Origin of the sequence: Pseudoalteromonas sp. HM-SA03, assembly GCF_002289345.1 — a bacterium.
Taxonomy (GTDB): Bacteria; Pseudomonadota; Gammaproteobacteria; order Enterobacterales; family Alteromonadaceae; genus Pseudoalteromonas.
In genome coordinates this window covers 39,054-65,530 of the sequence record NZ_NSDG01000089.1, presented here as the reverse complement: position 1 = coordinate 65,530, position 26,477 = coordinate 39,054, and the positions used below count along the sequence as shown (strand labels likewise).

Here is a 26,477-nt window from a genome sequence, read left to right as displayed (position 1 = left end):
TTGTGATCTACACCTTCACTGCCACGCGAATGGGTTTTGCGTGGCAAATCAAATAATCCTCTAAAACTCAATTCCCAAATAGTTTCTTTAGCTTGCGTACAACGGATAAGAAGTTTGGTTTAATTAACACACACAAGAGCAATGAATTATTATCATTTTATTTAATATATATCGACTTTTGTACCCAAAAGATATAAAACAGTTTTATTTCCATATACAGGACAATAACAATATGTTTAAATTATCAACAGTTGCCAGTCTTTTGGCATTAAGCTTTACATCTGGTGCAATGGCACAAATTTCCTATCTTGAAGACACACGAAACCAAATTAGTATTCAGGATTATAGTTATGAACAAAAAGCACTTGTAGCTGAGCAAGCAAAACTATTGCTTGACGGTTTATACGTCAATAAATACGCAAAAAACCTGTACTACGGACTTTCTCCAGCCGGACACTTAGACCCAGTAGTTGCAGTAGACGCCTTAATCAATAACATGGGAAATCTAAGCTCCTCTCAATTTCATCAGCAGCTGCAAAAGATCTTCTTATCTCAGCGAGATTTTCATTTGGACTATAACTACCCGGCACCAATGAAAAACTTTGTTTCTTTTGTACCAGTTCATTTTGCACAAACCATAAATGCAGATGGCAGCAAGGAAGTACGCGTAAATCGTATTTGGCAAAACTACACCGTACTTGCACCAGATACATCAACGGTTTCTTTAGGCGATAAAGTCATTGCATACAACGGCCAAACAGTAACTGATGTGGTAAAAAACACGCTATTCCAAGGCGGTGGGGCTANGCGGGTTTGTTGGTGCACTAAACAACCTAACAATCAAGTCACACAATAAACAGATGCCGCCACAAAATGACGCGCTAACGCTTACTTTAGAATCTTACGAAACGGGCGAAATATATAGTGTTAACTTGCCTTGGTTAGTCTATAACGGAAATCCGACCACACAAGCAAATACACAGGAGAGTGCAGCGCAGTTTACACAAAGTATTAACTATGAATTTGCTACATTNGGCTGCTGCACAAGATAGTGCTTTTTCCCTAGCAGCCAATACCACTGCTGAGCCGACGGTGACATGGAATAAAGTACAAGTAGACGGCGAGTCAGTCGGCTATATTAAGATTGCCTCTTTTTCACCTAAAAATGGAACTAACACTGCCCTTGTTGCCATCATAGATATCTTAGATAACCAGTTAAGTGACACGAAAGCACTTATTATTGATGTTAGAAGTAACCCTGGCGGTAATATTCTATACAACGACTATTTACTACAACTGTTTACACCAAAACGTGTTACTCCGTCTCATGTACGTTTTATCAACACACCTGAAAACCACCATATTCTAAATAATTCCCTGTTTGGTACTTACCTAAGTGATAATTGGCACCAAGTATTGGCTGACGTACAAGGCACCAATGAACAATACTCTGCTGCAACCTCATTCATGACAAAAGATGCAGCAAACCAGATTGGTCAAGCATATTATGGTAACGTGGGGGTTTGGGCAAACGCTAACACCTACTCTGCAGGTGATATGTTCACATGTGGTATGCAAGATAACGGTATTGCAACCGTATTTGGACAGCACAAACGTACTGGAGCAGGTGGCGCAAACGTAATTGAGCATGGTTTATTTGTACAGTACGTGGGTGCACCATATCAAGCGCTACCTTATGATCAAAGTATGCGGGTGTCGTGGCGTCAGTCGGTACGTCAAGGTCATCACATCAATGCGCTCATTGAGGACTACGGCTGTGTTGCCAATGAAGTTGTCAGTTATAACGTTGAAGACATATTCGATGGTGATACTCAAGATTTCAATACGATCGCTCGTAAGTTACTCGCAAAACCTACAGCGCGTGCAACGGTAGCATTTAATTCAGATAGATTTGCGTCGGTTGCTGAAACTAACGGAGTGTATAATTTTGATGTAACCAACACAGAATACGTAGACGTATACATTGATGGCACTAAAGTAAAACGTATTTCTGCATTTGCGTATGGTACTCAAGCTAAAACGATTAGCTATACATTACCAAGTAACGTAACGACTGGTACGGTGCAGTTTGTTGGGTTAGATAGTGGTAAAACACGTCTATGGAATTCAACGAGGTTTTTCTAATACTTTAGCTACCATTAATTTCTAAATTTGCAGCGGATGAAACCGCTGCATTTCAACAGTCTGTATAATTCACGTAGCGCTTACATCACTCTGAGAACTTTGCTCAGTAAAACTCACATCCCCCGCCGACAACATTTATAACAGATTGTTTTTATTTCACTTTTATTTTGGTTCATTTATTGCTGTTAGTTTCTAAATTTTATATGAAGGAAACGAGCAATGACCAAGTGTCCATTAACGACCACCGCTGCTAATCCAATCGCCGATAATCAAAATAGTTTGCCGCAGGCCCTCGAGGCCCCTTATTAGTTGAAGATTACCAGTTAATCGAAAAGCTGGCGCATCAAAGTAGAGAGCGTATACCAAGGCAAAGCTATTTGCTGAGGTTGGTAAGTACGAGCCTAATTCGATGGGTGGTCCAAAAGAGAGCCCTGAGTATAAATGCCCTACTCTTGAACTTGACGGTATGGCGGATAGATACGACCACTGTAAAGACAATAATGACTTCTCACAGCCTCGTGCTTTATATTGTCTATTTGACGATGCCCAAAAGCAGCGCATGTACGGCAACATAGCACGTGCTATGGCTGGTGTACCTGAACATATCATTGAACGCCAACTTAGGTTATTTAAATCTGTTCACGAAGAACTTGAAGCCGGTGTTAGAACGGCACTGAGTAAATAACCTGAGCTTCAGATAATTAAAGCCTTTCTAGCAGCCAGTTTTAGCGCTAACCGCGTTGAATTCACTTCCAATAGCCAGCTATTGGTGCGTAAACTCGCCTTGCCTACAGGATGTAGGTACCTTAGCGAGAGCAAAACGCAGAAGCGGTGTTATCCCCAAAACCGTCTGGCTCGATAAGGGTATAATTTAATGTGGGCTTAAAAACAATGAGTTAGCTCATTTCTTATCCAAACCTCAGGTTAAATAGTTCAGTTAGTTAACCTTGAACCGAACAAAAAGCTAGCACCTGAAGTGCTAGCTTTTAAAACGGCTAAATTTGTGACCATGCTTTTTTGGTTCCAAGCGCATAAGCCCCACCTATTATCAGGCAAATAGAGGAACTCACCAGCCAAAACGTCATACTGTTATCTGGGATCGTTGGCATGATAAAAACAAACCCAATTCCTCTTATTAAAAAGAGTGCACTTATTACACACAAAGCGATTTTCATCAAAGGTAATTGTCGGATCCGTTTCGCCCCTGAAAACGCATAACATGACCAGAGCAGTAAAATCNACGGCTGTGATAAGGTGAGGGTAAATAAGCCCTTGCTCAGCCATTGAGGCCATTTCCTCGCCAGCACCAAAAAATCGATACCAAGGCGCACCAAAGATAATGCAGCCAATGTGCGCCACTGCCGCAATGGCTGTACACACACCCGCGAAGAGTAAAAAGTAATTGTTGGTTTGAGTCTGCGCGTTCAAGTTCATTTCCCTATATTGTCAACTTGCTTGAGTATCGCTGTTCTGCCTTTGTCTGTCGATAGATATGTGCTCAACAGGAGTTATTTGTAGGTCATGATTTATCGCGACATCAGATTTTTGAGGGAACCACACTCAAAAGATCGCGAGATGAACCCGCTCCCATCCAATGTTGATGCGTGTTTAGCACAAAGTTTACCCTAATAGCTCAGCAACACTGCTAGATCGTAACTAAAACTGGGAGGTCGTGATTTATCACGACATCAGATTTGAGAGAACCGCACTCAAAAGATCGTGAGATGAACCCGTTCCCATCTAATGTTGATGCGCGTTTAGCGTTAGGGGTAACCCGTTAACGCACAAAACTATTGGTGCTGGCTCACATCCCACACTTTCTTTAACTCTTCAATAATAGCGGGATCGTCAATGGTAGATGGTACGATAATGTCTTCTCCATCCACCAGCTGGCGTAGGTTCTTTCTGAGTATTTTACCTGAACGGGTTTTGGGTAAACGCTCAACCACTTTAATGGTTTTAAGGCAGGCAATCGCGCCGATTTTTTCGCGGATCAGGCTTCTTATCTCCTCGGCAATTGCCGACTCAGTGGTGTTTACGCCATCTTTCAATACCACCATGGCAATGGGTACTTGACCTTTTAACTCGTCTTTACCGGCGAATACGGCGCATTCTGCAATTGCATTGTGACCAGCAACGATTTCTTCCATTTCACCGGTTGACAGTCTATGCCCGGCTACGTTTATTACGTCATCGGTGCGTCCCATAATAAACAGGTAGCCGTCTTCATCAAAATAGCCGCCGTCACCAGATAGATAATAGCCGGGGTATTGTGATAAGTAACTGCCTTTAAAGCGCGCCGTGTTATTCCAAATAGTGGTTAAACAACCGGGAGGGAGTGGTAATTTCACCGCAACAACACCTTGTTGATTGGCTTCACATGTACTGCCGTCCACATCAAGGATCTCGACTTGATAGCCCGGTGTAGGAACTGTGGCACTGCCCGCCTTTGTAGGCATCAATTCAATCCCAACTGGGTTACACGCAATTGCCCAACCCGTTTCCGTTTGCCACCAGTGATCAATTACCGGCAGCTTTGTGGTAGACTGTAGCCAGTCGTAGGTAGCAGGGTCAAGTCGTTCACCAGCTAAAAATAGCGCTTTTAGACTGCTGGTGTTGTAGTTAGCCAAGCGCACAGCGCTCGGATCTTCTTTTTTAATGGCACGAAATGCCGTAGGTGCACTAAAAAGTGCAGTCACTTGGTATTCTTCTACCACTCGCCAAAACGCACCTGGATCTGGGGTTTTAATCGGTTTACCTTCGTATAATACGCTAGTGCAACCATAAATCAGTGGGCCATAAACAATATAAGAATGGCCCACAACCCAACCAATGTCAGATGCTGCCCAAAATACTTCGCCGGGCGCCATGCCGTAAACGGTTTTCATACTGTAGTTTAATGCCACAGCATGGCCGCCCTGCTCTCGCACGACTCCTTTGGGTGTACCTGTGGTGCCAGAGGTATACAAAATATAAAGCGGATGCGTGCTTGATAACGGCACGGCATCAAAGGATTCTGGCGTGTTTGCCACCACCGCCCAGTCTAAGTCTCTTGGCGATGACATCTGCGCTTGGTATGCTTCACGCTGTAGCACAACGCAATGTTCAACTTGATGCTTTGCCAGCGACAAAGCCTCATCCAGCATAGGCTTGTATTCAATAGTGCGGCCTATTTCAATTCCGCAAGAAGCACTGATCACTAACTTTGGTTTAGCATCATCTATTCTCACCGCAAGCTCATGAGGTGCAAAACCGCCAAACACCACGGAATGAATAGCACCCACGCGCGCGCATGCAAGCATGGCAACGACCGCCTCTGGCACCATGGGCATATAGATTACGACCCTATCACCTACGCTTACACCAAGCTGATTAAGGCCAGCCGCAAAATGGCTCACTTGAGAGAGCAACTCGCGATAGCTAATTTTGCGTTTGGTATTCGTCACCGGCGAGTCATAAATTAGCGCTGTTTGCTCGCCTCGACCTTGGTGTACATGATGGTCGAGTGCCAAATAACTGGTATTCATCAAGCCATCACTAAACCAATGACTCAACCCCTCTTGGTCTTGGTTATGTCCGATTTTTGGTGGCGTATGCCAATCAAGTCGTGTCGCTTCTTTAAGCCAAAACGCTTCTGGAGCTTGGGTAAATGTGTGGTATGCCTGCTGATAGGTTGTTGTCATAATAGGTTACTCAGTTTCGCTGGAACTTAGTAAAGATAGATAAAAAACCGCCAAGTTTTGATGAGACTTTAGTCTTGCGGGGATGATATAGCTCAAGGTTAGGGGGGGGCTAGATACGATTATGTTTGGGTAAGGGGTGCAGTAACTTAGTCGGTGTATGGTTGCACATACAGCTTGCTTCTGTAGTTAAAAAATTCTCCTTTGGATCGCCTACCAGCGATCGCTACTTTGTCCTTTTTAAGTAAAGTACAAAGCTGGTAGGAGGTTGAGTAGTTTGCTATTAATATAGAAATAAAGAATGAGACGATTGCTAGCAGAAAACACAACCCTGCATCATACTAAACAACTTTTATCAAAAAAGTAGGATGGTAACGTGGAACTAAACAGAATTTGCTTCAAAGATAACCCTTGGCCAGAAGGGCATCCAATAGAGGAGTTTATCTGGTCAGCAAAAGTTGTAGATGATCATGTATGGTTTGATTTACACCTTAAATCAGCAGACTACTATGCTGAACGAGAGATAGAAGACGATGACGACAGTTTCAAATACCCATCCGATTGGAAGGCCCCAATCGTTTGGTATAACTATCATTGTTGCACGCTATCTTCGAACTATTGGCATGATGGTGGGTTTAGAATATGTAGAGTTGAAAAATACACGCCTGATATTCTAGATGGTCTTGAGGTACTTATCGATCCGAATCCCGATGCTTCAAGCGACATAGAAGATTGTGCATTCCATATATACTTGCTTGGCCACGATGCGGTTGGTAAACATCGCATTAGGTTTGATCGGATCGGAGACTCTATGCAATTCAAGATAACGTGGCTGGGGGCAATTGCACTGGTATACTCTGGAGATTACGATTTCAGGCACGAATTTGCTGCGATATTGGCCGAAGTAGAATTCCCCAAATTAGCTTAGAGAATTTGAGTAGTTTCTATCTTTCAAATTTGACGTTTTAGACAAAGGTAGACTCCGCTGAGCCTACCCCGCCAAATTTACCTATTGCTCGCTTTCAAGCTTTAGCAGCAACGCTTTGATATCATCTTTTGCGCCGGTGATATGTTTTTTCAAAAAGTCGCAAGCCCCTTTGGTATTTTTATCGCGGCATAGCTCTAATAGCTGGCGGTGTTCCTCTGGTGCGGTTTTAATGCCACCGGCAAGTAAGATGTGCATGCGCACGTAGCGCTCGGAGTTTTTGCTGTACACATCCACCAGCTCGCGAGTTTGTGGGCGCTGTGCTTTACTGTAGAGTTTACTGTGAAATTCGGCATTAAGCTTGCCTGTTGCCAGTTGTGTATCGCCAGCGGCAGTAGCTTCTTCTAGCTCGGCTAAAATAGCTTCGGCTTCTAGCAAGTCGCGTGCGGTTAACTTGTCGATTGAGTGACGTAACAGCTCGGCTTCCAACAGTGCGCGTAAGTCAAATATTTCATCGATTTGTTCAGCACTTAAACGCGTGACCGTCGCACCTTTGTGCGCTTCAAAGTTCACTAAACCTTCGGCTTCTAGTTGCAAGAGTGCTTCTCTAACCGGGATACGACTGACATTTAACTCATCCGCCAGTGCGGCTTGCCTCAGCGGCTCGCCCGCTTTGATTTCGCCAGTGAGGATTTTTTCACGAATTGCTTCAGCAACTAATTGAGTTCGAGTTTTATGTACAATCGCCATAGTCTTTAGTAATTATTGTTTTATAAACTCATTATAAACGTATCTGAATGCAAATTGCATGTTTGTCGAGTATATAAGTTTGATGTGAGAATTATGTCGGAATAAAAAAGCCCATAGCAATACTATGGGCTTGGTTTGCTTAACTTTGTATACAAATTGGTCTTACGAATCGTTTTAGCGCTTCTAGCCCTACCGATGTTGAGCGTACATCGGTTGATGACGGAAACGGCCCACCGTGGTTCATGGTGGCGCACACTTCAACGCCTGTTGGCATTTGCCCGTAAATCAGTCGACCTACACGGTATTGTAGCGCCTCTATGATGCCTTCGGCTTGATGTAGGTCAGACTCAGTGCCATGAATACTGGCGGTGAGTTGTCCATCTAAGTCTGCGATTAAGTCTTCAAGCTGTGCTAAGTTGTCATAGCTCACCACTAAAGCACTTGGCCCAAAGACTTCTTCTNGTTGCAAAGCTTTCGCTATCCGTTAGGAACAAGTGGGCGCTTGCGTGAAACGGCTGTGCTTGCTCACCAGAGCTTAATAAGGTTACTTGAGGGTGTGCTTTTAGCGCCGCGATGCTGTTTTGATAAGCTTTTAAAATGCCCGGAGTCAATAAGGTATCTGAAGGCGCTTCACTAATATGTCGCTTAGCTGTCTCGATAAATGCTTGCGAACTACTCCTTGGCACCAACCAAATGCCGGGGCTAGTACAAAATTGACCATTACCCATAAGTAAAGACTGGACAAATTGTGCACCAAGTTCTGCGCCTTGTGCCTGTACTTTTTCAGATAAGACAATTTGCGGGTTCACGCTGCCAAGCTCACCGTAAAGCGGGATAGGTTCATGGCGCTTCGCGATGGTGTCTTGCAATGCTTTTGCAACGCCAAAGGAGCCTGTAAACCCAACCGCTTTGATAGGCTTAGCTTCCACCAGCCAATGCGCAACATCATACGCTTTGGCTTGCAGCATTGAAAACACCCCGCTTGGCATATCGCACCTGCTTATTGCTGTGGCGATGGCCTTAGTCATTAGCTCACACGTTGCCGGATGTGCTGGGTGACCTTTATATACCACAGGGCAGCCAGCGGCTAACGCAGCTGCGGTATCGCCGCCGAGCGTAGAGAAGGCATACGGGAAGTTTGACGCGCCAAACACTGCAACAGTGCCAATTGGAATATGCTTAAGCTGTATTTTTGGCTTAGGCAGCGGCGTCCGATTTGGGTCTGCTTGCTCTTCTTTATCTAGACTGAGCTCTGTTAGGTTATCTCTCAACGCTGCGGCAAATGCGTTTAATTGATTGACCGTGCGGCCACGCTCGCCCTCGAGTCTTGGCCTTGGCAGGTTAGTTTCTGACATCGTGGTAGTGATCAGCTCATCACCTAAGGCGAGAATTTCTTGGGCTATGGTTTCTAAAAATTCTGCTCTAGCAGTCATCGAGGTTTTACGATAAGTCTTAAAAGCCTGCTCCGCTGCATTAATGGCTTCTTCTACTTGCGCTTCACTTGCGTTAAAAAATGCTTGCGTTAACGGTTCATTGGTTGCAGGACAAAACGCATAAAATGTTGTTGCATTTTGTGCAGCTTGCCACGCACCGTTAATGTAGCTCTTTCCTGATAAATTCATTGTTAGCTCCTGTTTTCTTTCAGTCTTAATGGCTAGAGCACCTGAAAACCAAATGCATACGGATCTTCGTCATCTACAGTGATACAATTACTCCCCGTTTGACGTGCCCAACCTTGAATGCTTGGCAGAATTGCAGATTTTCCCGCGACTTCAGTTGTACCTTCGACCTTACCGATAAATTGACTGCCTATGATGCTCTCGTGAACAAACGTATCGCCATTTTTTAGCAGTCCTTTTGCAAACAGCTGTGCCATTCGTGCACTTGTGCCTGTGCCACAAGGCGACCTATCAATCGCTTTATCACCATAAAATACTGCGTTTGCCGCATGACTGCCTGAGTGCTGTGGCTTGCCTGTCCACAACACATGGGAGGCGCCACACACGGTAGAGTCTTCTGGGTGGATTGGGTTTATTTGCGCGTTAACTGCCGCGCGCACTTTGGGGCTCCACGCCAGTAATTCGGCAGCGCAGCTTTGATCCACCCCAGCAAATAGACTTTGAGGCTCAACAATAATGTAAAAGTTACCGCCGTAAGCGATATCAACGATAAGCTCTCCTAGCCCATCAACGTGGACAGGTACCGCTTGGTACGCCAAAAATGCCGGTACATTATAAAGCTTTACCCAAGTCACTTTACCTGCTTTCATCTCATAATAGGCATTCACGCGCCCTGCAGGGGTGTCAAGCTTGAGTACACCCTGCTCCTTTGGGGCAATAAGGCCACTTTCAAGGCCAAAAGTGACTGCCCCGATAGTGCCGTGCCCACACATAGGCAAGCACCCAGAGGTTTCGATAAATAGGATTGACACATCCCCATCAGCAGTGGTCGGTGGATACAAAAAGGCACCCGACATCATGTCATGGCCTCTGGGCTCAAACATCAATGCGCGCCTTATCCAATCGTAGTCACGTAAAAAATGCTGGCGCTTTTCACTCATGCTCTCGCCCAAAAGCGTTGGATGACCGCTTGTGACCAAGCGCACGGGATTGCCACAAGTATGGCCATCTATACAATAGTAGGTGCCTAAAATCATACGCTTAGTCCAAGTTATATTGGCTTAAGTCAATTCGATTTGCCATCGCTTCATCGTACAAACGACTCACGTAAGCTTTTTGCTCTTGGGTGAGTGGCAATCTTGGAGAACGAGTCACTTCACTACCGCGTCCAGCCAAATGTTCTGCATATTTGATGCACTGCACTAGTGTGGGAATAGTATCTAAGCGTAGCAAAGGTAAAAACCAACGCCACAGCGCGCGCGCTTCCTCATAGCGACCTTGTTCAGCAAGTTTATAAATAGCCACTGACTCGCGTGGGAATACATTGGTCAATCCCGAGATCCAACCCGTCGCACCAAGCATCAGGCTTTCCAGTGCGATATCATCAACACCACCAAATACCACGTAGCGATCGCCAAATGCGCTAAATAGCTCGCTAATACGACGGGTATCTTCCGTTGCTTCTTTTACAGAAACAATATTGGACTCCTCAGCTAAGGTTTTCATGCCTTCAATAGACACATCGACACCGTATGTCACCGGATTGTTGTAAATCATAATAGGTAATGCTGTGCTTCGCGCTACCTGTTGGTAATGATGAATCGCTTCGCGCTCGGTTGAGCGGTAGACCATCCCCGGCAATACCATTAGTCCATCAATGCCGAGCGCTTCTGCATCTTTAGCAAACTCAACAGCCATTGCTGTTGTGGTTTCAGCCACACCACTAAGTAGTGGCACTCTATCACCTACCACTTCTGTTGCGGCTTTTAAAACTTGGCGTTTCTCGTCAGCCGTAAGGGAGCAGTTTTCACCTACGGTGCCTAATACTATGATGCCATGAACCCCTTCGTTAATCAGGTTATCTATCATCTCTTTGGTGGTATCAAAGTTGATGCTTTCGTCATCGTGGAATTGAGTGGTTACTGCTGGATATACACCCTGCCAATTTACGTTCATGATTCTTGCCTTTCATTAGGTTGTTTAGTTATTGTGCTTGCCATAATAGGTATATTGTATACAATAATCAATATTCAAAAGAGAGATTTTTTAGCCATTAACTCAAATAACTGGCGTAAACGTCTGTAATCTTATGATTTATAAGTGGTAAATTTTTTCTTTTTGGTATTTAAACGAGGCCTGATTGATGTCTATGTGGAAATACAATTTAGGATGGTGAGGTAAATTGTGGAAAGTAATAATAAAATTGCAGTGATCGGCGCAGGGATCATTGGGATCACCACCGCGCTGCAATTAGCTCGACGAGGCCACGCTGTTACCTTGCTCGATAAAAATCAGCCCGCAGAGGGATGCTCTAAGGGTAACGCTGGGCATTTTGCCACGGAACAGGTATTTCCCATGGCAGATGCAGCTTTACTAACAAAGGTGCCTGGCATGTTAGTCAATCCGGTGGGACCTTTGCGAATTGAGACCACCTCTTTGCTCAAAAATATTCCTTGGTTTGTACGATTCTTAAAGCAAATGAAAAGTAGCTGTTTCGACAAAGGTACAATCGCACTTAGAAGTTTAAATGAACGCGCACTACCCGCATATCAGCGTTTATTTGGTGATAAGTATCATACACTTATATCTAGCAACGGCAGTTTACTGGTATTTGAAGGTGACGAAAGCTCTGCGCGTCAAAGCTATAACAAATACGCCGAACAGGACATCTCAGTGAGCTTGCTTACAGGTGATCAAGCCCGAGAAATGGAGCCGAGCCTATCAAGTACCATTACCTCAGCACTGTATTTTGATAAAGTCGCGCATAGCACAGATCCCTACGCCCTTTGTTTGACGTTATATGAGCAGTTTATGCAACTAGGGGGAGCATTCAAACAAGCCTCAATCGACAATATTATCCACTCAGAGCATGGCTACACACTCAACTCGAATAACCACAAAATGACCTTTAACAAAGTCGTTGTGGCAACAGGAGCGGCAAGTAAAACGCTCTGTGCGTCTTTAGGTTACTCACTGCCCATGATTGCCGAACGCGGTTATCACAACATGTTAGCAGTGAATAATACGCTTACAAGACCTGTCGCATCAAGTGAACGAGGGTTTATCATGACGCCCATGTCACAAGGTTTGCGACTGGCCGGAACGGTAGAATTTGCTGCACTGGAGAGTAAACCCAACTACAGCCGTGCTCACGCATTATTACATCACGCAAGTATTCTATTAAGGCAACCTCTGCCACAACATAGTGAGGCGCTTTGGGTTGGCTGCCGTCCCTCACTCCCAGATTATTTACCTGTCATCGGACAAGCGCCAAATCATCACAACCTTTATTTTGCACTGGGTCATCAGCACTTAGGACTGACCCAAGCCGCAATTTCAAGTGAATGTATCGCAGATCTTATTGACAACAAGCCCAACGACATCGATCTTACTCCCTTTAGTATTGCTCGATTTAATTAGCTAAGGATCACAAAAAATGAAAGGTATTGCATATCAGAGCGCTCAGCAAGCGCTAGATAACTTAGAAGATATGACCAAAGGCGTAGCGCCAATTGCCGAAAGCGAGTATTTAGCAAGAATAGAAAAAGCTCAACAATATATGCAGCAGAACAACATTGATGCACTCTATTTAAATGCTGGTACAAATTTAAAGTACTTTACTGGTTTGCAATGGTACGCCAGTGAGCGTTTGGTCGGTGCTATTTTACCCGCCGATGGACAAGTGCAGTTTATCGTCCCGTTTTTTGAGATCGGATCAATCAAGGATTATTGGCTGATTGAAGGCCCTATTCATGCTTGGCAAGAAGAAGAATCTCCTTACGAGCTCCTCGCAAACGTACTTAACACACTCAATATTGATAGCACAGGTACACTCGCCATTGACGAAAGCACTGCGTTTTTTGTTGCTGACGGGATCAGACTCGCGGCACCTGAGCTTTCGCTTATCAATGCAAAGGCAGTAACCGCGCATTGTAGAATGCATAAATCGGCCAATGAAATTGCCCTTATTCAACGCGCAATGGACATGACACTTGCCGTACATAAAGCAACGGCATCTATGCTGTATGAAGGGATCAGCACAACCGAAGTTGAAGCTTTTATTAATGAAGCGCACAAAAAAGTGGGGGCGCCGGGCAATTATTTTTGTATTGTGCTATTTGGTGTGGCGTCGTCATTCCCACATGGTGTAAAAAATCCACAAACGCTGAAAAAAGGCGATGTGGTTCTCGTCGACACTGGTTGTAAGTTACACGGCTATCTTAGCGATATCACCCGTACTTATGTTTTTGGCGACCCCAGTGAAAAGCAAAAGTCCGTTTGGCAAATCGAAAAGCAAGCGCAAATTGCAGCATTTAATGCAGCCAAAATTGGTGCTCCCTGTGGCGCTGTTGATAAAGCCGCGAGAGAGTATATTGCCAGCAATGGGCTCGGTCCTGATTATCAATTACCGGGTTGCCCACATCGCACTGGACACGGTATCGGCTTAGATATCCACGAATGGCCTTATTTAGTCAAAGACAACCCTGAACCGCTTGCAGCTGGAATGTGTTTTTCAAATGAACCTATGCTGGTTATTCCTGATGAATTTGGCATTCGCTTGGAAGACCATTTCTATATGACCGACGATGGTCCGCGTTGGTTTACTGACCCTGCACATAGCATAGACAATCCTTTTGGAGTTGAATAACCTTAGCGATGGCTACATGATGAGATGTTCTGATGAGCAACTCATCATTTATCGTGATTGATTAGAGCACAGGTTAATTGGTATAAACTTAATATCTTCAATCTACTGCGCTTCAACTTATGATAGCAACTACTCCACCACCACCCTATTACGCCGTAATTTTTACCAATATTAAAAATGAAGACGACGAGGGCTACGCCCAAACCGCGTCGAGAATGGTCGAGCTTGCACAGCTTCAACCCGGTTTTTTAGGATTAGAATCTGCGCGTGAAGAGGTTGGGATCACCGTTTCTTATTGGCGAGACCTTGAGTCAATCAAAGCATGGAAAGCCAATGCTGAGCATATTGAGGCGCAAAAAAACGGCAATAAAAAATGGTATCAAAGCTATACAACTCGTATCGCCAAGGTAGAGCGTGAATATAGTCTTTGAGCTAACGCTTAGTTGTTGTCGCTTGCGCTTTGTTTACTCGCGACTTTAACCGTGATAGCCCTTGAGGTGTAACGCCCAAATAATTAGCCAGATCATAATTTGCTAAACCATTAACCCAATGCGGACGTTTGTCACGCAAAAAACAATATCTTTGCTCCAGCGTATTTAGTAGTAGAAAAGCTTCTTTTGCTTCTTTAAATAGCAACTGCTGTTCTAATAATTTTAATTTAAGTGCGCGAAGAGTATCTTGTTCTAATTCGGCTAGCGGAACGAGTACCAACTCCACATCATCCAGCGCAGAGATTTGATAGAAGCTAGGAGATTTTTGGATCCATTCAGCAAATAGAATACAAAGTTCACCAGCAAAATAGAACTCCTTATGTCTTAGCTCCCCTGTTTCATTTACAACCGATGATACAAGCTTACCTGAGCGGATAAAAAAGCCATGACGCTGCACTTGCCCTTGTTGCAATAATATTTCATTGCGGCTGCAGCACTTAGTGTCGAACGTTGGGTTTTGCTGAGTAAGCGTTAATAATTCATTTTTTGTGGCTTCACAAAGCTGACCGAGTTTATGAAAAGGCATAATCCCCTCATGCAATTGGTATAGCGAGATCAAAAAAGGCTCCTTGAGGAGCCTTTTTAACGTGTGGTATTAACTTACCAACCCGCTTTCTCTTTTAGTGCAGAACCGATTTCTGCAAGAGAGCGAACTGTTTTAACACCCGCTGCTTCAAGTGCTGCGAATTTCTCGTCAGCTGTACCTTTACCGCCTGCGATAATTGCACCAGCGTGACCCATACGCTTACCTGGAGGAGCTGTAACACCTGCGATATAAGAAACAACAGGCTTAGTTACGTTGTGTTTGATGTACTCAGCCGCTTCTTCTTCAGCTGTACCGCCGATCTCACCGATCATTACGATAGCTTCAGTTTGCGGATCGTTTTGGAACATCTCTAGTACGTCGATGAAGTTAGTGCCTGGGATTGGGTCACCACCGATACCAACACAAGTAGATTGACCGAAGCCAGCGTCAGTTGTTTGCTTAACTGCTTCGTAAGTCAAAGTACCAGAACGTGACACGATACCTACTTTACCAGGTAAGTGGATGTGACCTGGCATGATACCGATCTTAGTTTCACCTGGAGTGATAACACCTGGGCAGTTAGGACCAATCATGCGAACGCCAGTTTCTTCTAGCTTCACTTTAACATCAACCATATCTAGTGTAGGGATGCCTTCAGTGATACATACGATTAGTTCGATACCTGCGCTGATCGCTTCAAGGATAGCGTCTTTACAGAATGCAGCTGGTACGTAGATAACAGATGCAGTTGCACCAGTTGACTCTACCGCTTCACGTACTGTGTTAAATACAGGTAGACCTAGGTGAGTTGTGCCGCCTTTACCAGGAGAAACACCACCAACCATTTGCGTACCGTACTGGATCGCTTGCTCAGAGTGGAAAGTACCCTGACCACCAGTGAAACCTTGACAGATTACTTTAGTATCTTTGTTAATTAGTACAGACATTATTTGCCCTCCGCAGCAGCAACTACTTTCTCAGCAGCGTCAGTTAGTGACTCAGCTGCAATGATGTCAAGGCCAGAGTTAGCTAGTACTTCACGACCAGCTTCAGCGTTAGTACCTTCAAGACGTACAACTACTGGTACGTTTACGCCAACTTCTTTAACCGCACCGATAATACCTTCAGCGATCATGTCACAACGTACAATACCACCGAAGATGTTAACTAGTACTGCTTTAACATTGTCGTCAGAAAGGATGATCTTGAATGCTTCAGATACACGCTCTTTAGTCGCGCCGCCACCAACGTCTAGGAAGTTAGCTGGCTTGCCGCCGTGTAGGTTTACGATGTCCATAGTACCCATCGCAAGGCCTGCACCGTTAACCATACAACCAACGTTACCGTCTAGTGCTACGTAGTTAAGCTCAAAGCTTGCTGCGTGTGCTTCACGTGCGTCTTCTTGTGAAGGATCGTGGAATTCACGGATCTTAGGCTGGCGGAACAATGCGTTGCCGTCTACACCGATTTTGCCGTCTAGGCAGTGTAGGTTACCAGCGTCTGTGATCACTAGAGGGTTGATTTCTAGTAGAGCAAAGTCGTGGTTGATAAACATTTGCGCTAGACCCATGAAGATCTTAGTGAATTGCTTAACTTGAGTTGGGTTCAAACCTAGTTTGAACGCTAGCTCACGACCTTGGTAAGCTTGAGGACCTACTAGTGGATCGATCTCAGCTTTATGAATTAGTTCAGGCGTTTCTTCTGCAACTTGTTCAATTTCTACACCACCTTCAGTTGATGCCATGAACACGATTTTACGTGAACCACGGTCAACAACAGCACCTAGGTATAGTTCATTTGCAATATCAGTGCAGCTTTCTACTAAGATTTTAGCAACAGGCTGACCTTTCTCGTCTGTTTGGTAAGTAACTAGGTTTTTACCTAACCAGTTTTCAGCGAATGCGCGGATTTCGTCTTTGCTGTCTGCAAGTTTAACACCGCCAGCTTTACCACGGCCGCCTGCGTGTACTTGACACTTAACAACCCACTTGTCTCCACCGATTTTACCAGCAGCTTCAACTGCTTCTTGAGGTGTATCACAAGCAAAGCCTTCTGATACAGGTAAACCATATTCGGCAAAAAGTTGTTTTGCCTGATACTCATGCAAATTCATGATGCTTTATCCAATTTTTTATACTAAAAAAGCTGAATATTTATGCAAATAGTCAGCTATCCCAAATTGCGCACATAGTATAGATCCCAAGGCTTCTGATGAAAACCCCACTTAGACCAAAGGCGCAAAAAAAAAGCTGTATGCGAGCATACAGCTTATTCTTTAAACAAATATTATACGTCTAGTAGTAGACGTGTTGGATCTTCAAGTAACTCTTTAATTGTTACTAGGAAACCAACTGACTCTTTACCATCGATTTGACGGTGGTCATAAGATAGTGCTAGGTACATCATAGGTAAAATTTCAACTTTACCGTTTACTGCCATAGGGCGCTCTTGGATTTTGTGCATGCCCAAGATTGAAGACTGTGGCAAGTTGATGATAGGCGTAGATAGTAGTGAGCCGAATACACCACCATTGGTAATAGTGAAGTTACCGCCAGTCATATCGTCAACAGTTAGTTTGCCATCACGACCTTTGATAGCCAATTCGCGAATATTCTTCTCGATTTCAGCAACAGAAAGCTTATCGCAATCACGTAGTACTGGAGTCACTAGACCACGAGGTGTTGATACCGCGATGCTGATGTCAAAGTAGTTGTGGTAAACGATATCGTCACCGTCGATTGACGCGTTAACTTCAGGGAAACGCTTAAGTGCTTCAGTTACCGCTTTCACGTAGAAAGACATGAAACCTAAACGAATACCGTGGCGCTTCTCAAATACCTCTTGGTACTGCTTACGAAGATCCATGATTGGCTTCATGTTTACTTCGTTGAACGTCGTCAGCATTGCTGTTGAGTTCTTCGCTTCTAATAAGCGGTTAGCGATTGTCTTACGTAGACGAGTCATTGGTACACGTTTCTGAGTACGCTCACCTACCGGGGCAGCTGGTGCTGAAGCTGCTGGCTTAGACTCTGATTTTGCTGGTGCTTTAAGGAAAGCGTCCACGTCTTCTTTAGTAATGCGACCGCCTTTACCAGACCCTTTGATCTTAGAAGCATCAAGGCCTTTCTCTGCGATAAGACGACGAACAGATGGTGTTAGTACATCTGAGTTTTCGTCAGAAGCAGCAGCTGGTGCTTCTTCTTTCTTCGCACTTGATGATGCAGCTGGTGCGCCACCGGCAACGATTTTACCGATAACTTGATCACCTAGTACTGTCTCACCTTCAGCGTGGATGTGCTCACCCATCACACCGTCTTCAGGTGCAACAACTTCAAGAACCACTTTATCTGTTTCAATATCAACTAGATTCTGGTCGCGGCTAACCGCTTCACCTGGTTGAACGTGCCAAGTTGCGATAGTAGCGTCTGCTACTGACTCAGGAAGTACAGGTACTTTAATGTCCACTTCTTTACCTTCTGCTGCTGGCGCCGATTCTGACGCTGCTGGTTTTTCATTTGATTGAGCAGGCGCTGCTGCTTCATCAGCAGCACCTAGTTGTGCAATAACTTGTTCGCCAAGAACGGTTGCGCCTTCCTCTTCAGAAATTGCAACGATAACACCATCTTCTGGCGCTACAACTTCTAAAACGACCTTATCCGTTTCGATGTCAACTAAGTTTTGATCACGAGTCACTTTATCGCCAACGCTTACATGCCATGTAGCAACCGTTGCATCGGCAACAGACTCAGGAAGAACAGGAACCTTAATTTCGGTTGTCATCTCTTATTCCTTATTTCTTAATTGTTAAAGCGTCAGCAATTAACGCGTTTTGTTCTTTAGTATGTGTAGACATGTATCCACATGCTGGTGCAGCTGAAGCCTTACGGCCTGCATAAGTCAGATTTGCGCCAGCAGGGATAGCTTCCCAGAAATGATGCTGTGAACAGTACCAAGCACCTTGGTTTTGTGGCTCTTCTTGACACCAAACAAAATCTTTTACGTGCTGGTAGCGAGCCATGATCTCATCCATCTCTTTGTGAGGGAATGGATATAGCTGTTCAACACGAACGATAGCCACGTTGTTAAGCTCTTGCTTACGACGTTCTTGCAATAGTTCGTAATAAACCTTACCGCTACAGAACACAACACGCTCAACGTTTTCAGGATTGATATCATCAATCTCATCGATCATGTTATTGAATACGCCTTCGGATAGCTCTTCTAGGCTAGAAACAGCTAATGGATGACGTAATAGCGACTTAGGCGTCATTACAATCAGCGGACGACGTAGTGGGCGAACCGATTGACGACGTAGCATTGCGTATACTTGCGCTGGTGTTGACGGCACACATACTTGCATATTGTGGTCAGCACAAAGCTGTAAATAACGCTCTAAACGCGAGGAACTATGCTCTGGACCTTGACCTTCATAGCCATGAGGAAGTAGTAGTGTTAGACCACATAAACGACCCCACTTCTGCTCACCTGAACTTAGGAATTGGTCGAATACGACTTGAGCACCGTTGGCGAAGTCACCAAATTGCGCTTCCCATAGTACCAATGACGTTGGCTCTGCTGTCGCGTAACCATATTCGAACGCAAGTACCGCTTCTTCCGATAGTACTGAATCGTACACTTCGAACAGGCCTTGGCCTTCACGAATGTTTTGCAGCGGAAGATAAGTCGACGCGTCTTTTTGGTTATGAACTACGGCATGACGGTGGAAGAATGTACCACGACCAGAATCCTGACCAGTAAGACGAATATCAGTGCCTTCATCAACCAAGGTCGCGTAAGCCAATGTCTCAGCCATACCCCAATCAAGCATTTTCTCGCCTTGCGCCATAAGTTTACGATCATCGTAAATCTTTTTAACGCGTGATTGTGCTTTATGAGCCTCTGGGTAGCTCGCAATCTTTTCGCCAAGTGCTTTGAGTTTATCTAGCGCAACCTTTGGCTCATACGGCGTGTCCCAATCGTGACCAACATACTTAGACCAATCTGATGAGTGCTTGGTTTCTTTTTGGATTTCTTCTACGACACAAACGCCTTTATCAAGACCATTTCGGTAATCGTCAGCAATTTGTTTCGCATCACCTTCAGAAATCACACCTTCGCGTACAAGTTGGTCAGCATATAACTGACGAGGTACAGGGTGCTTTTTGATCTTCTGATACATCAGCGGTTGCGTCGCATTTGGCTCATCCGCTTCGTTGTGACCGTGACGACGGTAACATACTAAGTCAATCACCACATCACGTTTAAACTTATTACGGAAATCAAGTGCAACTTGTGTAACGAATGCAACGGCTTCAGGATCATCTGCGTTCACGTGGAAGATAGGTGCCTGAACCATTTTAGCGATATCAGTACAATATTCCGTCGAACGAGTGTCTTCACGTTTTGACGTAGTGAAACCAACTTGGTTATTAACTACGATACGGATAGAGCCGCCAACACCGTATGCACGTGTTTGCGATAAGTTAAACGTTTCTTGAACAACACCTTGGCCTGCGATTGCAGAGTCACCGTGAATTGTGATTGGTAATGCTTTAGAACCACTTTGACAATTCAAACGGTCAAGGCGAGCACGTACCGATCCCATTACTACTGGGTTTACGATTTCAAGGTGAGATGGGTTAAATGCCAATGCCATATGAACATTGCCGCCCTTCGTACCGAAGTCAGAAGAGAAACCCATGTGGTATTTAACGTCACCAGAACCTGCGTGCTCGCCGTATTTACCAGCAAACTCATCAAATAGTTCTTGTGGGTTTTTACCCAATACATTCACTAGCACATTTAGACGACCACGGTGGGCCATACCAATTACGGCTTCTTGCTGACCACTTTCACCAGCACGGTGAATAAGCTCTTTCAGCATAGGCACAAGTGAGTCACCGCCTTCTAGAGAGAAACGCTTAGCGCCTGGGAATTTTGCGCCCAAGTACTTTTCTAAGCCGTCTGCAGCCGTTAGACCTTTGTAGATTCTTAGTTTGGTTTCTTTGTCGAATTGTGGCTTCGAGAAGGACGATTCCAAACGCTGTTGTAACCAACGTTTTTCTTCGGTAGACGTGATGTGCATGTACTCAGCACCGATAGAGCCACAGTATGTCGCTTTAAGCGCAGCGTACAAGTCTTTGAGTTTCATTGTCTCTTTGCCACAAGCAAAAGAGCCAACGTTAAATTCTTTATCTAAGTCTGCATCGGTTAAATCATGAAAAGCAGGGTCAAGATCGCGAACACGTTCTCTATCCCAAATCCCTAAAGGATCTAGGTTTGCGTTCTGATGACCTCTGAAACGGAATGCATTAATTAACTGCAGAACTTTAACTTGCTTGGCATCAGCAGAACCCTCTGCGGAAACCACGACTTCTCTGTGTTTGTTTTTAGCAAGCTCCGCAAATTGCGCTCTTACTTCTGAATGTTTAGTGTCAACATCCACTCCATCAACTTTAGGTAGTTGATCAAACACCTCTCGCCACTCTTCTGGCACTGAAGCTGCATCATCTAGATACGCCTCATATAGATCTTCTACGTACGCAACGTTACCGCCGTACAAATGCGAAGATTCTAGCCATGCCTTCATCACACCTTCGTGCATCTATTAGCCCTTTTATCTAGCGCAGAAACTCAAACGAAAACAAGATGGCAAGCTTTTGCTTGCCATCTTAGCTAGTAGTATGTGTTATACCGAACGGTTTAACAACATTGATTTAATTTGTCCAATTGCCTTAGTTGGATTAAGGCCTTTTGGACATACGCTAACACAGTTCATAATACTGTGACAGCGGAATACGCTGAACGCGTCATCAAGACCTGCAAGACGTTCTTCTGTCGCTGTATCGCGGCTATCAGCCAAGAAGCGATAAGCATGTAGAAGACCCGCAGGACCGATGAACTTATCTGGGTTCCACCAGAAAGAAGGACAAGACGTTGAACAACATGCACAAAGAATACATTCGTACAGGCCATCTAGCTTTTCACGTTCTTCAATAGATTGAAGACGTTCTTCACCACCAGTTGGCTTATCGTTGATCAAGAATGGCTTAACCTTCTCGTATTGCGTATAGAACTGGCTCATGTCGATTACTAAGTCACGGATCACCGGAAGACCTGGTAATGGACGAATGACGATCTTGCCTTTACCACCGTTCTGCAAAGCAGAAATTGGAGTAATACATGCAAGACCATTTTTACCATTCATATTAATACCGTCAGAACCACATACCCCTTCACGGCATGAACGACGGAAAGATAAAGATGGATCTTGCTCTTTTAACTGCATAAGAGCATCTAACACCATCATGTCACGACCTTCCTCTACTTCTAGAGAATAGTCTTGCATGCGTGGTGCCGCATCTTCATCAGGATTATAACGATAAACAGATAATTCTAAAGTTGCCATCGCTTAGCTCCTAGTATGTACGTGCTTTCGGTGGGAATGCTTCACGAGTCTTAGGCGCGTAGTTAACTTCACGCTTACTCATAGACTCAGACTCTGGGTTGTAAATCGAGTGACACAACCAGTTTTCATCATCACGCTCTGGGTAGTCGAAGCGAGAGTGTGCACCACGGCTTTCCGTACGGAAGTTCGCAGCAACCGCTGTCGAGTACGCTGTTTCCATCAAGTTATCTAACTCTAGACACTCAATACGTTGCGTGTTGAATTCAGCAGACTTATCGTCAAGACGTGCGTACTGTAGACGCTCACGAATTTCTTTAAGTTCTTTAAGACCTTCAGCCATTGCATCACCTTCACGGAATACCGAGAAGTTAAGCTGCATACAACGTTGTAGATCTTTCTTGATTTGTACAGGATCTTCACCCTGACCTTTCGCAGAAGTTTCCCAACGGTTAGTACGCGCAAGTGCTGCGTCTACGTTGTCGTTGCTTGCTTCTTTAGCGATTTCAGCATCTTTCAAGTAAGTACCAAGGAAGTTACCCGCCGCACGACCGAATACGACAAGGTCAAGTAGTGAGTTACCACCTAGACGGTTTGCACCGTGTACAGATACACACGCAATCTCACCTACTGCAAATAGACCTTCAACGATCTTTTCATTACCTTGACCGTCTACGTTTAGCACTTGACCATTAACGTTAGTTGGTACACCACCCATCATGTAGTGACAAGTTGGGATTACTGGAATTGGCTCTTCTGCTGGGTCTACGTGTGCGAATGTCTTCGCTAGATCACACACGCCAGGAAGACGTAAGTTAAGTGTCTCAGCACCTAAGTGGTCAAGTTTCAGCTTGATGTGCGGACCCCAAGGACCATCACAACCACGACCTTCACGGATCTCAGTCATCATTGAGCGTGCAACAACGTCACGTGATGCTAGGTCTTTCGCGTTTGGCGCATAACGCTCCATGAAGCGCTCGCCATCTTTATTTAGAAGGTAACCACCTTCACCACGACAACCTTCTGTTACTAGTACACCCGCACCTGCGATACCTGTTGGGTGGAACTGCCACATTTCCATGTCTTGCATTGAAATGCCAGCACGAACCGCCATACCAACGCCGTCACCTGTGTTGATGTGCGCGTTCGTTGTTGATGCGAAAATACGACCCGCACCACCAGTTGCAAGGACAACTGCTTTTGATTTGAAATAGGTGATTTCACCTGACTCGATGTCGATTGCGGTGACACCCACTACATCGCCATTGTCATTTTTTACTAGGTCTAGTGCATACCACTCAGAGAAAACGTTTGTTTTGTTTTTAACGTTTTGCTGATATAGGCAATGTAGCAACGCGTGACCCGTACGGTCCGCTGCGGCTGCTGTACGTGCAGCTTGCTCGCCACCAAAATTTTTCGACTGCCCACCGAAAGGACGCTGATATACGCGACCGTTCTCAAAACGAGAAAAAGGTAGACCCATGTTCTCAAGTTCAGTGATAGCTTCTGGACCTGTTTTACACATGTACTCGATAGCGTCTTGGTCACCGATGTAATCAGAACCTTTAACCGTATCGTACATGTGCCATTCCCAGTTGTCCTCGTGAGAGTTACCTAGCGCAACGGTGATACCACCTTGTGCTGATACTGTATGAGAACGAGTTGGGAAAACTTTTGAAATAAGAGCACAAGTTTTGCCTGATTCCGAGATAGCAAGTGCCGCGCGCATACCCGCACCGCCTGCACCGACTACAACTGCGTCAAATTCACGTACGTTATATTTCACTTAAACACCCCACAGAACAAACAGACCAATAGCTACGTAAGCTAGAGCCATAAGGTTTAATACAAAGCCAAGAATAGTGCGAGTTGTTGAGTTCTTAACGTAGTCAGTTAGAACCTGCCACAAACCGATGCGTGTATGTACCATGATGCATACTAGTGTTATCATCGTTGCTGCTTTAACAGCTAAATTTGAAAACAACCCTGACCAAGCTTCATAAGTTAGTTCAGGAGTAATTAGAAGATAGCCTACGATGAATACCGCGTAAGCTAGGATAATTAACGCAGTTGTACGTAGTGACACGTAGTCTTGTACGCCATCACGCTTTAGAGTCGCTTGATTTAAGACCATATCCATACTCCAGCCAAAATTGCTACGATAACCCAAAGTGCTAGTGCAATCTTCGCGCTATTGTTGCCTGATTCTAATTCTTCCCAATGTCCCATATCCTGGATCATGTGACGGATACCACCGATGATGTGGTAAGACAATACAGTTAGGGTGCCCCACGCGATGAATTTCGCGATAAAGCCAGACATCAGTTCTTTTACAAACTCGAAGCCTTCAGGAGAAGAAAGGGATTCAGACCAAGCCCAAATCACAAAGGTCAAAGCGAAGAAGAAAGCAACACCGGTGACACGGTGAAGAATCGACGCTTTAGCCGTTGGCGGCATAGATATAGTCGTAAGATCTAGATTTACAGGTCTTTGCTTTTTCACAGTTACTTGCCCATCTTTGCCCACAAAGGAGCTCATCTACTTGTTTTTATGAAACCCACCTACATATTGCAAATGTAGGTGGCACACTCTAGATAAACCAATTAGGACACCAAAAAGTTCACTCGAGTGTAAAAATTGATGTAAAAATAGGTTTACCCACAGACGATACGGTATAAAACCGTTGACAGTATATAAGGCTATGCGCCCTTTTACAATTCTTGTTTAGATAGAGACGCTTGCGAATTAGCGAATGGTCTAATATTTAATCGCCGTAGAATATTTATTATACATTTATGCATAAATCACAGAAAAATTGACTTTTAACCTAGGTTATAAGTTAGAATGTTCTGAATTTGCTTAACATTAGTATCACAACATAACAATCAGAATATTGTTATTAAATAGGAGACAAATAGATGGCAGATAAAAAAGCCACAGTCCATATTGATGGTCACGATCCGATTGAGTTACCAATTTACGAAGGTACAGCTGGTCAAGACGTAGTTGACGTTCGCTCTTTAGGTGCTCACGGCCTATTTACGTATGACCCAGGATTTATGTCGACTGCCTCTTGTGACTCGTCTATCACTTACATTGACGGTGCCAAAGGTGTACTGCTTCATCGCGGTTATCCAATTGAGCAACTTGCTGAAAATTCTAACTATATTGAACTTTGCTACCTACTATTAAACGGTGAATTACCAAGCGAAGAACAACTAGCTGAGTTCTCAGATGAGATCACTCGCAACACAATGATGCACGAGAAGATTGCTGCGTTTTTCCAAGGCTTCCGTGTCGATGCACACCCTATGGCAATGCTATGTGGTGTAGTTGGTGCGTTATCTTCGTTCTACCACTCAGATTTGGATATTTCTGATGAAGATCAACGCATGCGTTGTGCAATCAAGTTAGTAGCTAAGCTACCAACGATTGCTGCAATGGCGTACAAGTATAACGTTGGCCAACCGTTCGTATACCCACGTAACGACTTGAGCTACGCAGAAAACTTCCTTCACATGATGTTCTCTGTACCAGCTGAAGACTACAACGTCAGCCCAGTGCTTGCTAAAGCAATGGATCGTATTTTCATGCTTCACGCAGATCACGAGCAAAACGCGTCAACTTCAACAGTTCGTCTTGCTGGCTCTTCAGGTGCAAACCCTTACGCGTGTATCGCGGCAGGTATTGCATCACTTTGGGGTCCTGCACACGGTGGCGCAAACGAAGCATGTTTAACTATGCTTGAAGAAATCGGCTCTGTTGATCGTATTGACGAGTACGTTGCAAAAGCAAAAGACAAGAACGATCCGTTCCGTCTAATGGGCTTTGGTCACCGCGTTTATAAAAACTTTGACCCACGTGCGACGGTAATGCGTCAAACGTGTCACGAAGTGCTTAAAGAGCTAAACATCCAAGATCCACTGCTTGACGTAGCAATGAAACTTGAACAGATTGCCCTAGAAGACCCTTACTTCATTGAGAAGAAGCTATACCCGAATGTAGACTTCTATTCTGGTATCATTCTTAAAGCAATCGGTATTCCAACAAGTATGTTTACGGTTATCTTCGCGATGTCTCGTACTGTCGGTTGGATTTCACACTGGAACGAAATGCTTTCTCAGCCAGGACACAAAATTGGTCGTCCGCGTCAGCTTTACAAAGGCTACACGTCTCGCGACTACAAAACACAAAACGACAGATAATCACGTTATTGTGTTTGAAAAGGCCGCTTAATGCGGCCTTTTTTGTTTTAATATCGCCGCGTATTCGTTAAAATCGCGCTGCT

At 44.6% G+C, this 26,477-nt stretch carries 20 protein-coding genes and 3 pseudogenes; 8 read left to right on the top strand and 15 right to left on the bottom strand.

Annotation, left to right across the window (positions count from 1 at the left end; translation table 11 throughout):
- The first annotated feature begins 1,017 nt into the window (after positions 1 to 1,017).
- The 3 genes and pseudogenes from CKO50_RS24860 to CKO50_RS18035 all read left to right on the top strand — a co-directional run bounded on the left by CKO50_RS24860 (position 1,018) and on the right by CKO50_RS18035 (position 2,830).
- Complete coding sequence (locus CKO50_RS24860) at positions 1,018 to 2,145, top strand: S41 family peptidase (protein WP_255230401.1); 1,128 nt, start codon at positions 1,018 to 1,020, stop codon at positions 2,143 to 2,145.
- A gap of 296 nt (positions 2,146 to 2,441) precedes the next feature.
- Positions 2,442 to 2,501: pseudogene (locus CKO50_RS25165) on the top strand (hypothetical protein); the annotation flags it as partial.
- Positions 2,502 to 2,554: 53 nt separating this feature from the next.
- A complete protein-coding gene (locus CKO50_RS18035; RefSeq protein ID WP_255230400.1) occupies positions 2,555 to 2,830 on the top strand; it encodes a catalase-related domain-containing protein in 276 nt (91 codons plus the stop codon).
- 310 nt (positions 2,831 to 3,140) lie between these two features.
- Here CKO50_RS18035 and CKO50_RS18030 read toward each other — a convergent pair.
- Positions 3,141 to 3,579: pseudogene (locus CKO50_RS18030) on the bottom strand (hypothetical protein).
- Positions 3,580 to 3,935: 356 nt separating this feature from the next.
- Complete coding sequence (locus tag CKO50_RS18025) at positions 3,936 to 5,828, bottom strand: propionyl-CoA synthetase (RefSeq protein ID WP_176474704.1); 1,893 nt, start codon at positions 5,826 to 5,828, stop codon at positions 3,936 to 3,938.
- 373 nt (positions 5,829 to 6,201) lie between these two features.
- Between CKO50_RS18025 and CKO50_RS18020 the strand changes: the two genes are divergently transcribed.
- Complete coding sequence (locus tag CKO50_RS18020; RefSeq protein WP_095729285.1) at positions 6,202 to 6,753, top strand: hypothetical protein; 552 nt, start codon at positions 6,202 to 6,204, stop codon at positions 6,751 to 6,753.
- Positions 6,754 to 6,834: 81 nt separating this feature from the next.
- Here the strand turns inward: CKO50_RS18020 and CKO50_RS18015 are convergent, their stop codons facing one another.
- The 4 genes and pseudogenes from CKO50_RS18015 to CKO50_RS18000 all read right to left on the bottom strand — a co-directional run bounded on the left by CKO50_RS18015 (position 6,835) and on the right by CKO50_RS18000 (position 11,075).
- The gene (locus tag CKO50_RS18015; protein ID WP_039495756.1) at positions 6,835 to 7,500 is read right to left on the bottom strand and encodes a GntR family transcriptional regulator; all 666 of its coding nucleotides are present in this window, start codon (positions 7,498 to 7,500) and stop codon (positions 6,835 to 6,837) included.
- Between the two features lie 139 nt (positions 7,501 to 7,639).
- A pseudogene (locus CKO50_RS18010) lies at positions 7,640 to 9,122 on the bottom strand (aldehyde dehydrogenase (NADP(+))).
- A 32-nt stretch (positions 9,123 to 9,154) separates the two neighbouring features.
- A complete protein-coding gene (locus CKO50_RS18005; RefSeq protein ID WP_095729284.1) occupies positions 9,155 to 10,156 on the bottom strand; it encodes a 4-hydroxyproline epimerase in 1,002 nt (333 codons plus the stop codon).
- A gap of 4 nt (positions 10,157 to 10,160) precedes the next feature.
- Positions 10,161 to 11,075, bottom strand: coding sequence for a dihydrodipicolinate synthase family protein (locus CKO50_RS18000; protein ID WP_095729283.1), 915 nt, complete (start codon positions 11,073 to 11,075; stop codon positions 10,161 to 10,163).
- A 228-nt stretch (positions 11,076 to 11,303) separates the two neighbouring features.
- Between CKO50_RS18000 and CKO50_RS17995 the strand changes: the two genes are divergently transcribed.
- The 3 genes from CKO50_RS17995 (at position 11,304) to CKO50_RS17985 (ending at position 14,198) form a co-directional block, all read left to right on the top strand.
- Positions 11,304 to 12,539: an FAD-binding oxidoreductase gene (locus CKO50_RS17995; protein ID WP_095729282.1), complete on the top strand. Its 1,236-nt coding sequence runs from the start codon at positions 11,304 to 11,306 to the stop codon at positions 12,537 to 12,539.
- A gap of 16 nt (positions 12,540 to 12,555) precedes the next feature.
- Complete coding sequence (locus CKO50_RS17990; RefSeq protein ID WP_095729281.1) at positions 12,556 to 13,767, top strand: Xaa-Pro peptidase family protein; 1,212 nt, start codon at positions 12,556 to 12,558, stop codon at positions 13,765 to 13,767.
- Between the two features lie 119 nt (positions 13,768 to 13,886).
- Complete coding sequence (locus tag CKO50_RS17985) at positions 13,887 to 14,198, top strand: antibiotic biosynthesis monooxygenase (protein ID WP_010604654.1); 312 nt, start codon at positions 13,887 to 13,889, stop codon at positions 14,196 to 14,198.
- Position 14,199: 1 nt separating this feature from the next.
- Here CKO50_RS17985 and CKO50_RS17980 read toward each other — a convergent pair whose 3' ends face one another.
- The 9 genes from CKO50_RS17980 to sdhC form a co-directional block, all read right to left on the bottom strand.
- Positions 14,200 to 14,817 (bottom strand): Crp/Fnr family transcriptional regulator, encoded by a 618-nt coding sequence (locus CKO50_RS17980; RefSeq protein ID WP_255230394.1) that lies wholly within the window; start codon positions 14,815 to 14,817, stop codon positions 14,200 to 14,202.
- A gap of 41 nt (positions 14,818 to 14,858) precedes the next feature.
- Positions 14,859 to 15,731: a succinate--CoA ligase subunit alpha gene (gene sucD / locus CKO50_RS17975; protein WP_010371451.1), complete on the bottom strand. Its 873-nt coding sequence runs from the start codon at positions 15,729 to 15,731 to the stop codon at positions 14,859 to 14,861.
- Positions 15,731 to 16,897, bottom strand: a complete 1,167-nt coding sequence (sucC, locus tag CKO50_RS17970; RefSeq protein WP_010371452.1) for an ADP-forming succinate--CoA ligase subunit beta — start codon at positions 16,895 to 16,897, stop codon at positions 15,731 to 15,733. The genes sucD and sucC overlap by 1 nt, the downstream gene beginning before the upstream one ends.
- 173 nt (positions 16,898 to 17,070) lie before the next feature.
- Positions 17,071 to 18,564 (bottom strand): 2-oxoglutarate dehydrogenase complex dihydrolipoyllysine-residue succinyltransferase, encoded by a 1,494-nt coding sequence (gene odhB, locus CKO50_RS17965; RefSeq protein ID WP_095729280.1) that lies wholly within the window; start codon positions 18,562 to 18,564, stop codon positions 17,071 to 17,073.
- A 10-nt stretch (positions 18,565 to 18,574) separates the two neighbouring features.
- A complete protein-coding gene (gene sucA, locus CKO50_RS17960; protein WP_095729279.1) occupies positions 18,575 to 21,388 on the bottom strand; it encodes a 2-oxoglutarate dehydrogenase E1 component in 2,814 nt (937 codons plus the stop codon).
- 84 nt (positions 21,389 to 21,472) lie between these two features.
- Positions 21,473 to 22,192, bottom strand: coding sequence for a succinate dehydrogenase iron-sulfur subunit (locus CKO50_RS17955; protein WP_010371461.1), 720 nt, complete (start codon positions 22,190 to 22,192; stop codon positions 21,473 to 21,475).
- A 10-nt stretch (positions 22,193 to 22,202) separates the two neighbouring features.
- Positions 22,203 to 23,975 (bottom strand): succinate dehydrogenase flavoprotein subunit, encoded by a 1,773-nt coding sequence (sdhA, locus tag CKO50_RS17950; RefSeq protein ID WP_010371464.1) that lies wholly within the window; start codon positions 23,973 to 23,975, stop codon positions 22,203 to 22,205.
- A complete protein-coding gene (sdhD, locus tag CKO50_RS17945) occupies positions 23,976 to 24,323 on the bottom strand; it encodes a succinate dehydrogenase, hydrophobic membrane anchor protein (RefSeq protein ID WP_010371467.1) in 348 nt (115 codons plus the stop codon).
- On the bottom strand, positions 24,314 to 24,691 hold the full coding sequence (gene sdhC / locus CKO50_RS17940; RefSeq protein WP_125252744.1) for a succinate dehydrogenase, cytochrome b556 subunit: 378 nt from the start codon (positions 24,689 to 24,691) through the stop codon (positions 24,314 to 24,316). The genes sdhD and sdhC overlap by 10 nt, the downstream gene beginning before the upstream one ends.
- Positions 24,692 to 25,107: 416 nt before the next feature.
- Between sdhC and CKO50_RS17935 the strand changes: the two genes are divergently transcribed.
- Positions 25,108 to 26,394, top strand: a complete 1,287-nt coding sequence (locus CKO50_RS17935) for a citrate synthase (RefSeq protein WP_010371472.1) — start codon at positions 25,108 to 25,110, stop codon at positions 26,392 to 26,394.
- The last annotated feature ends 83 nt before the right edge of the window (positions 26,395 to 26,477 follow it).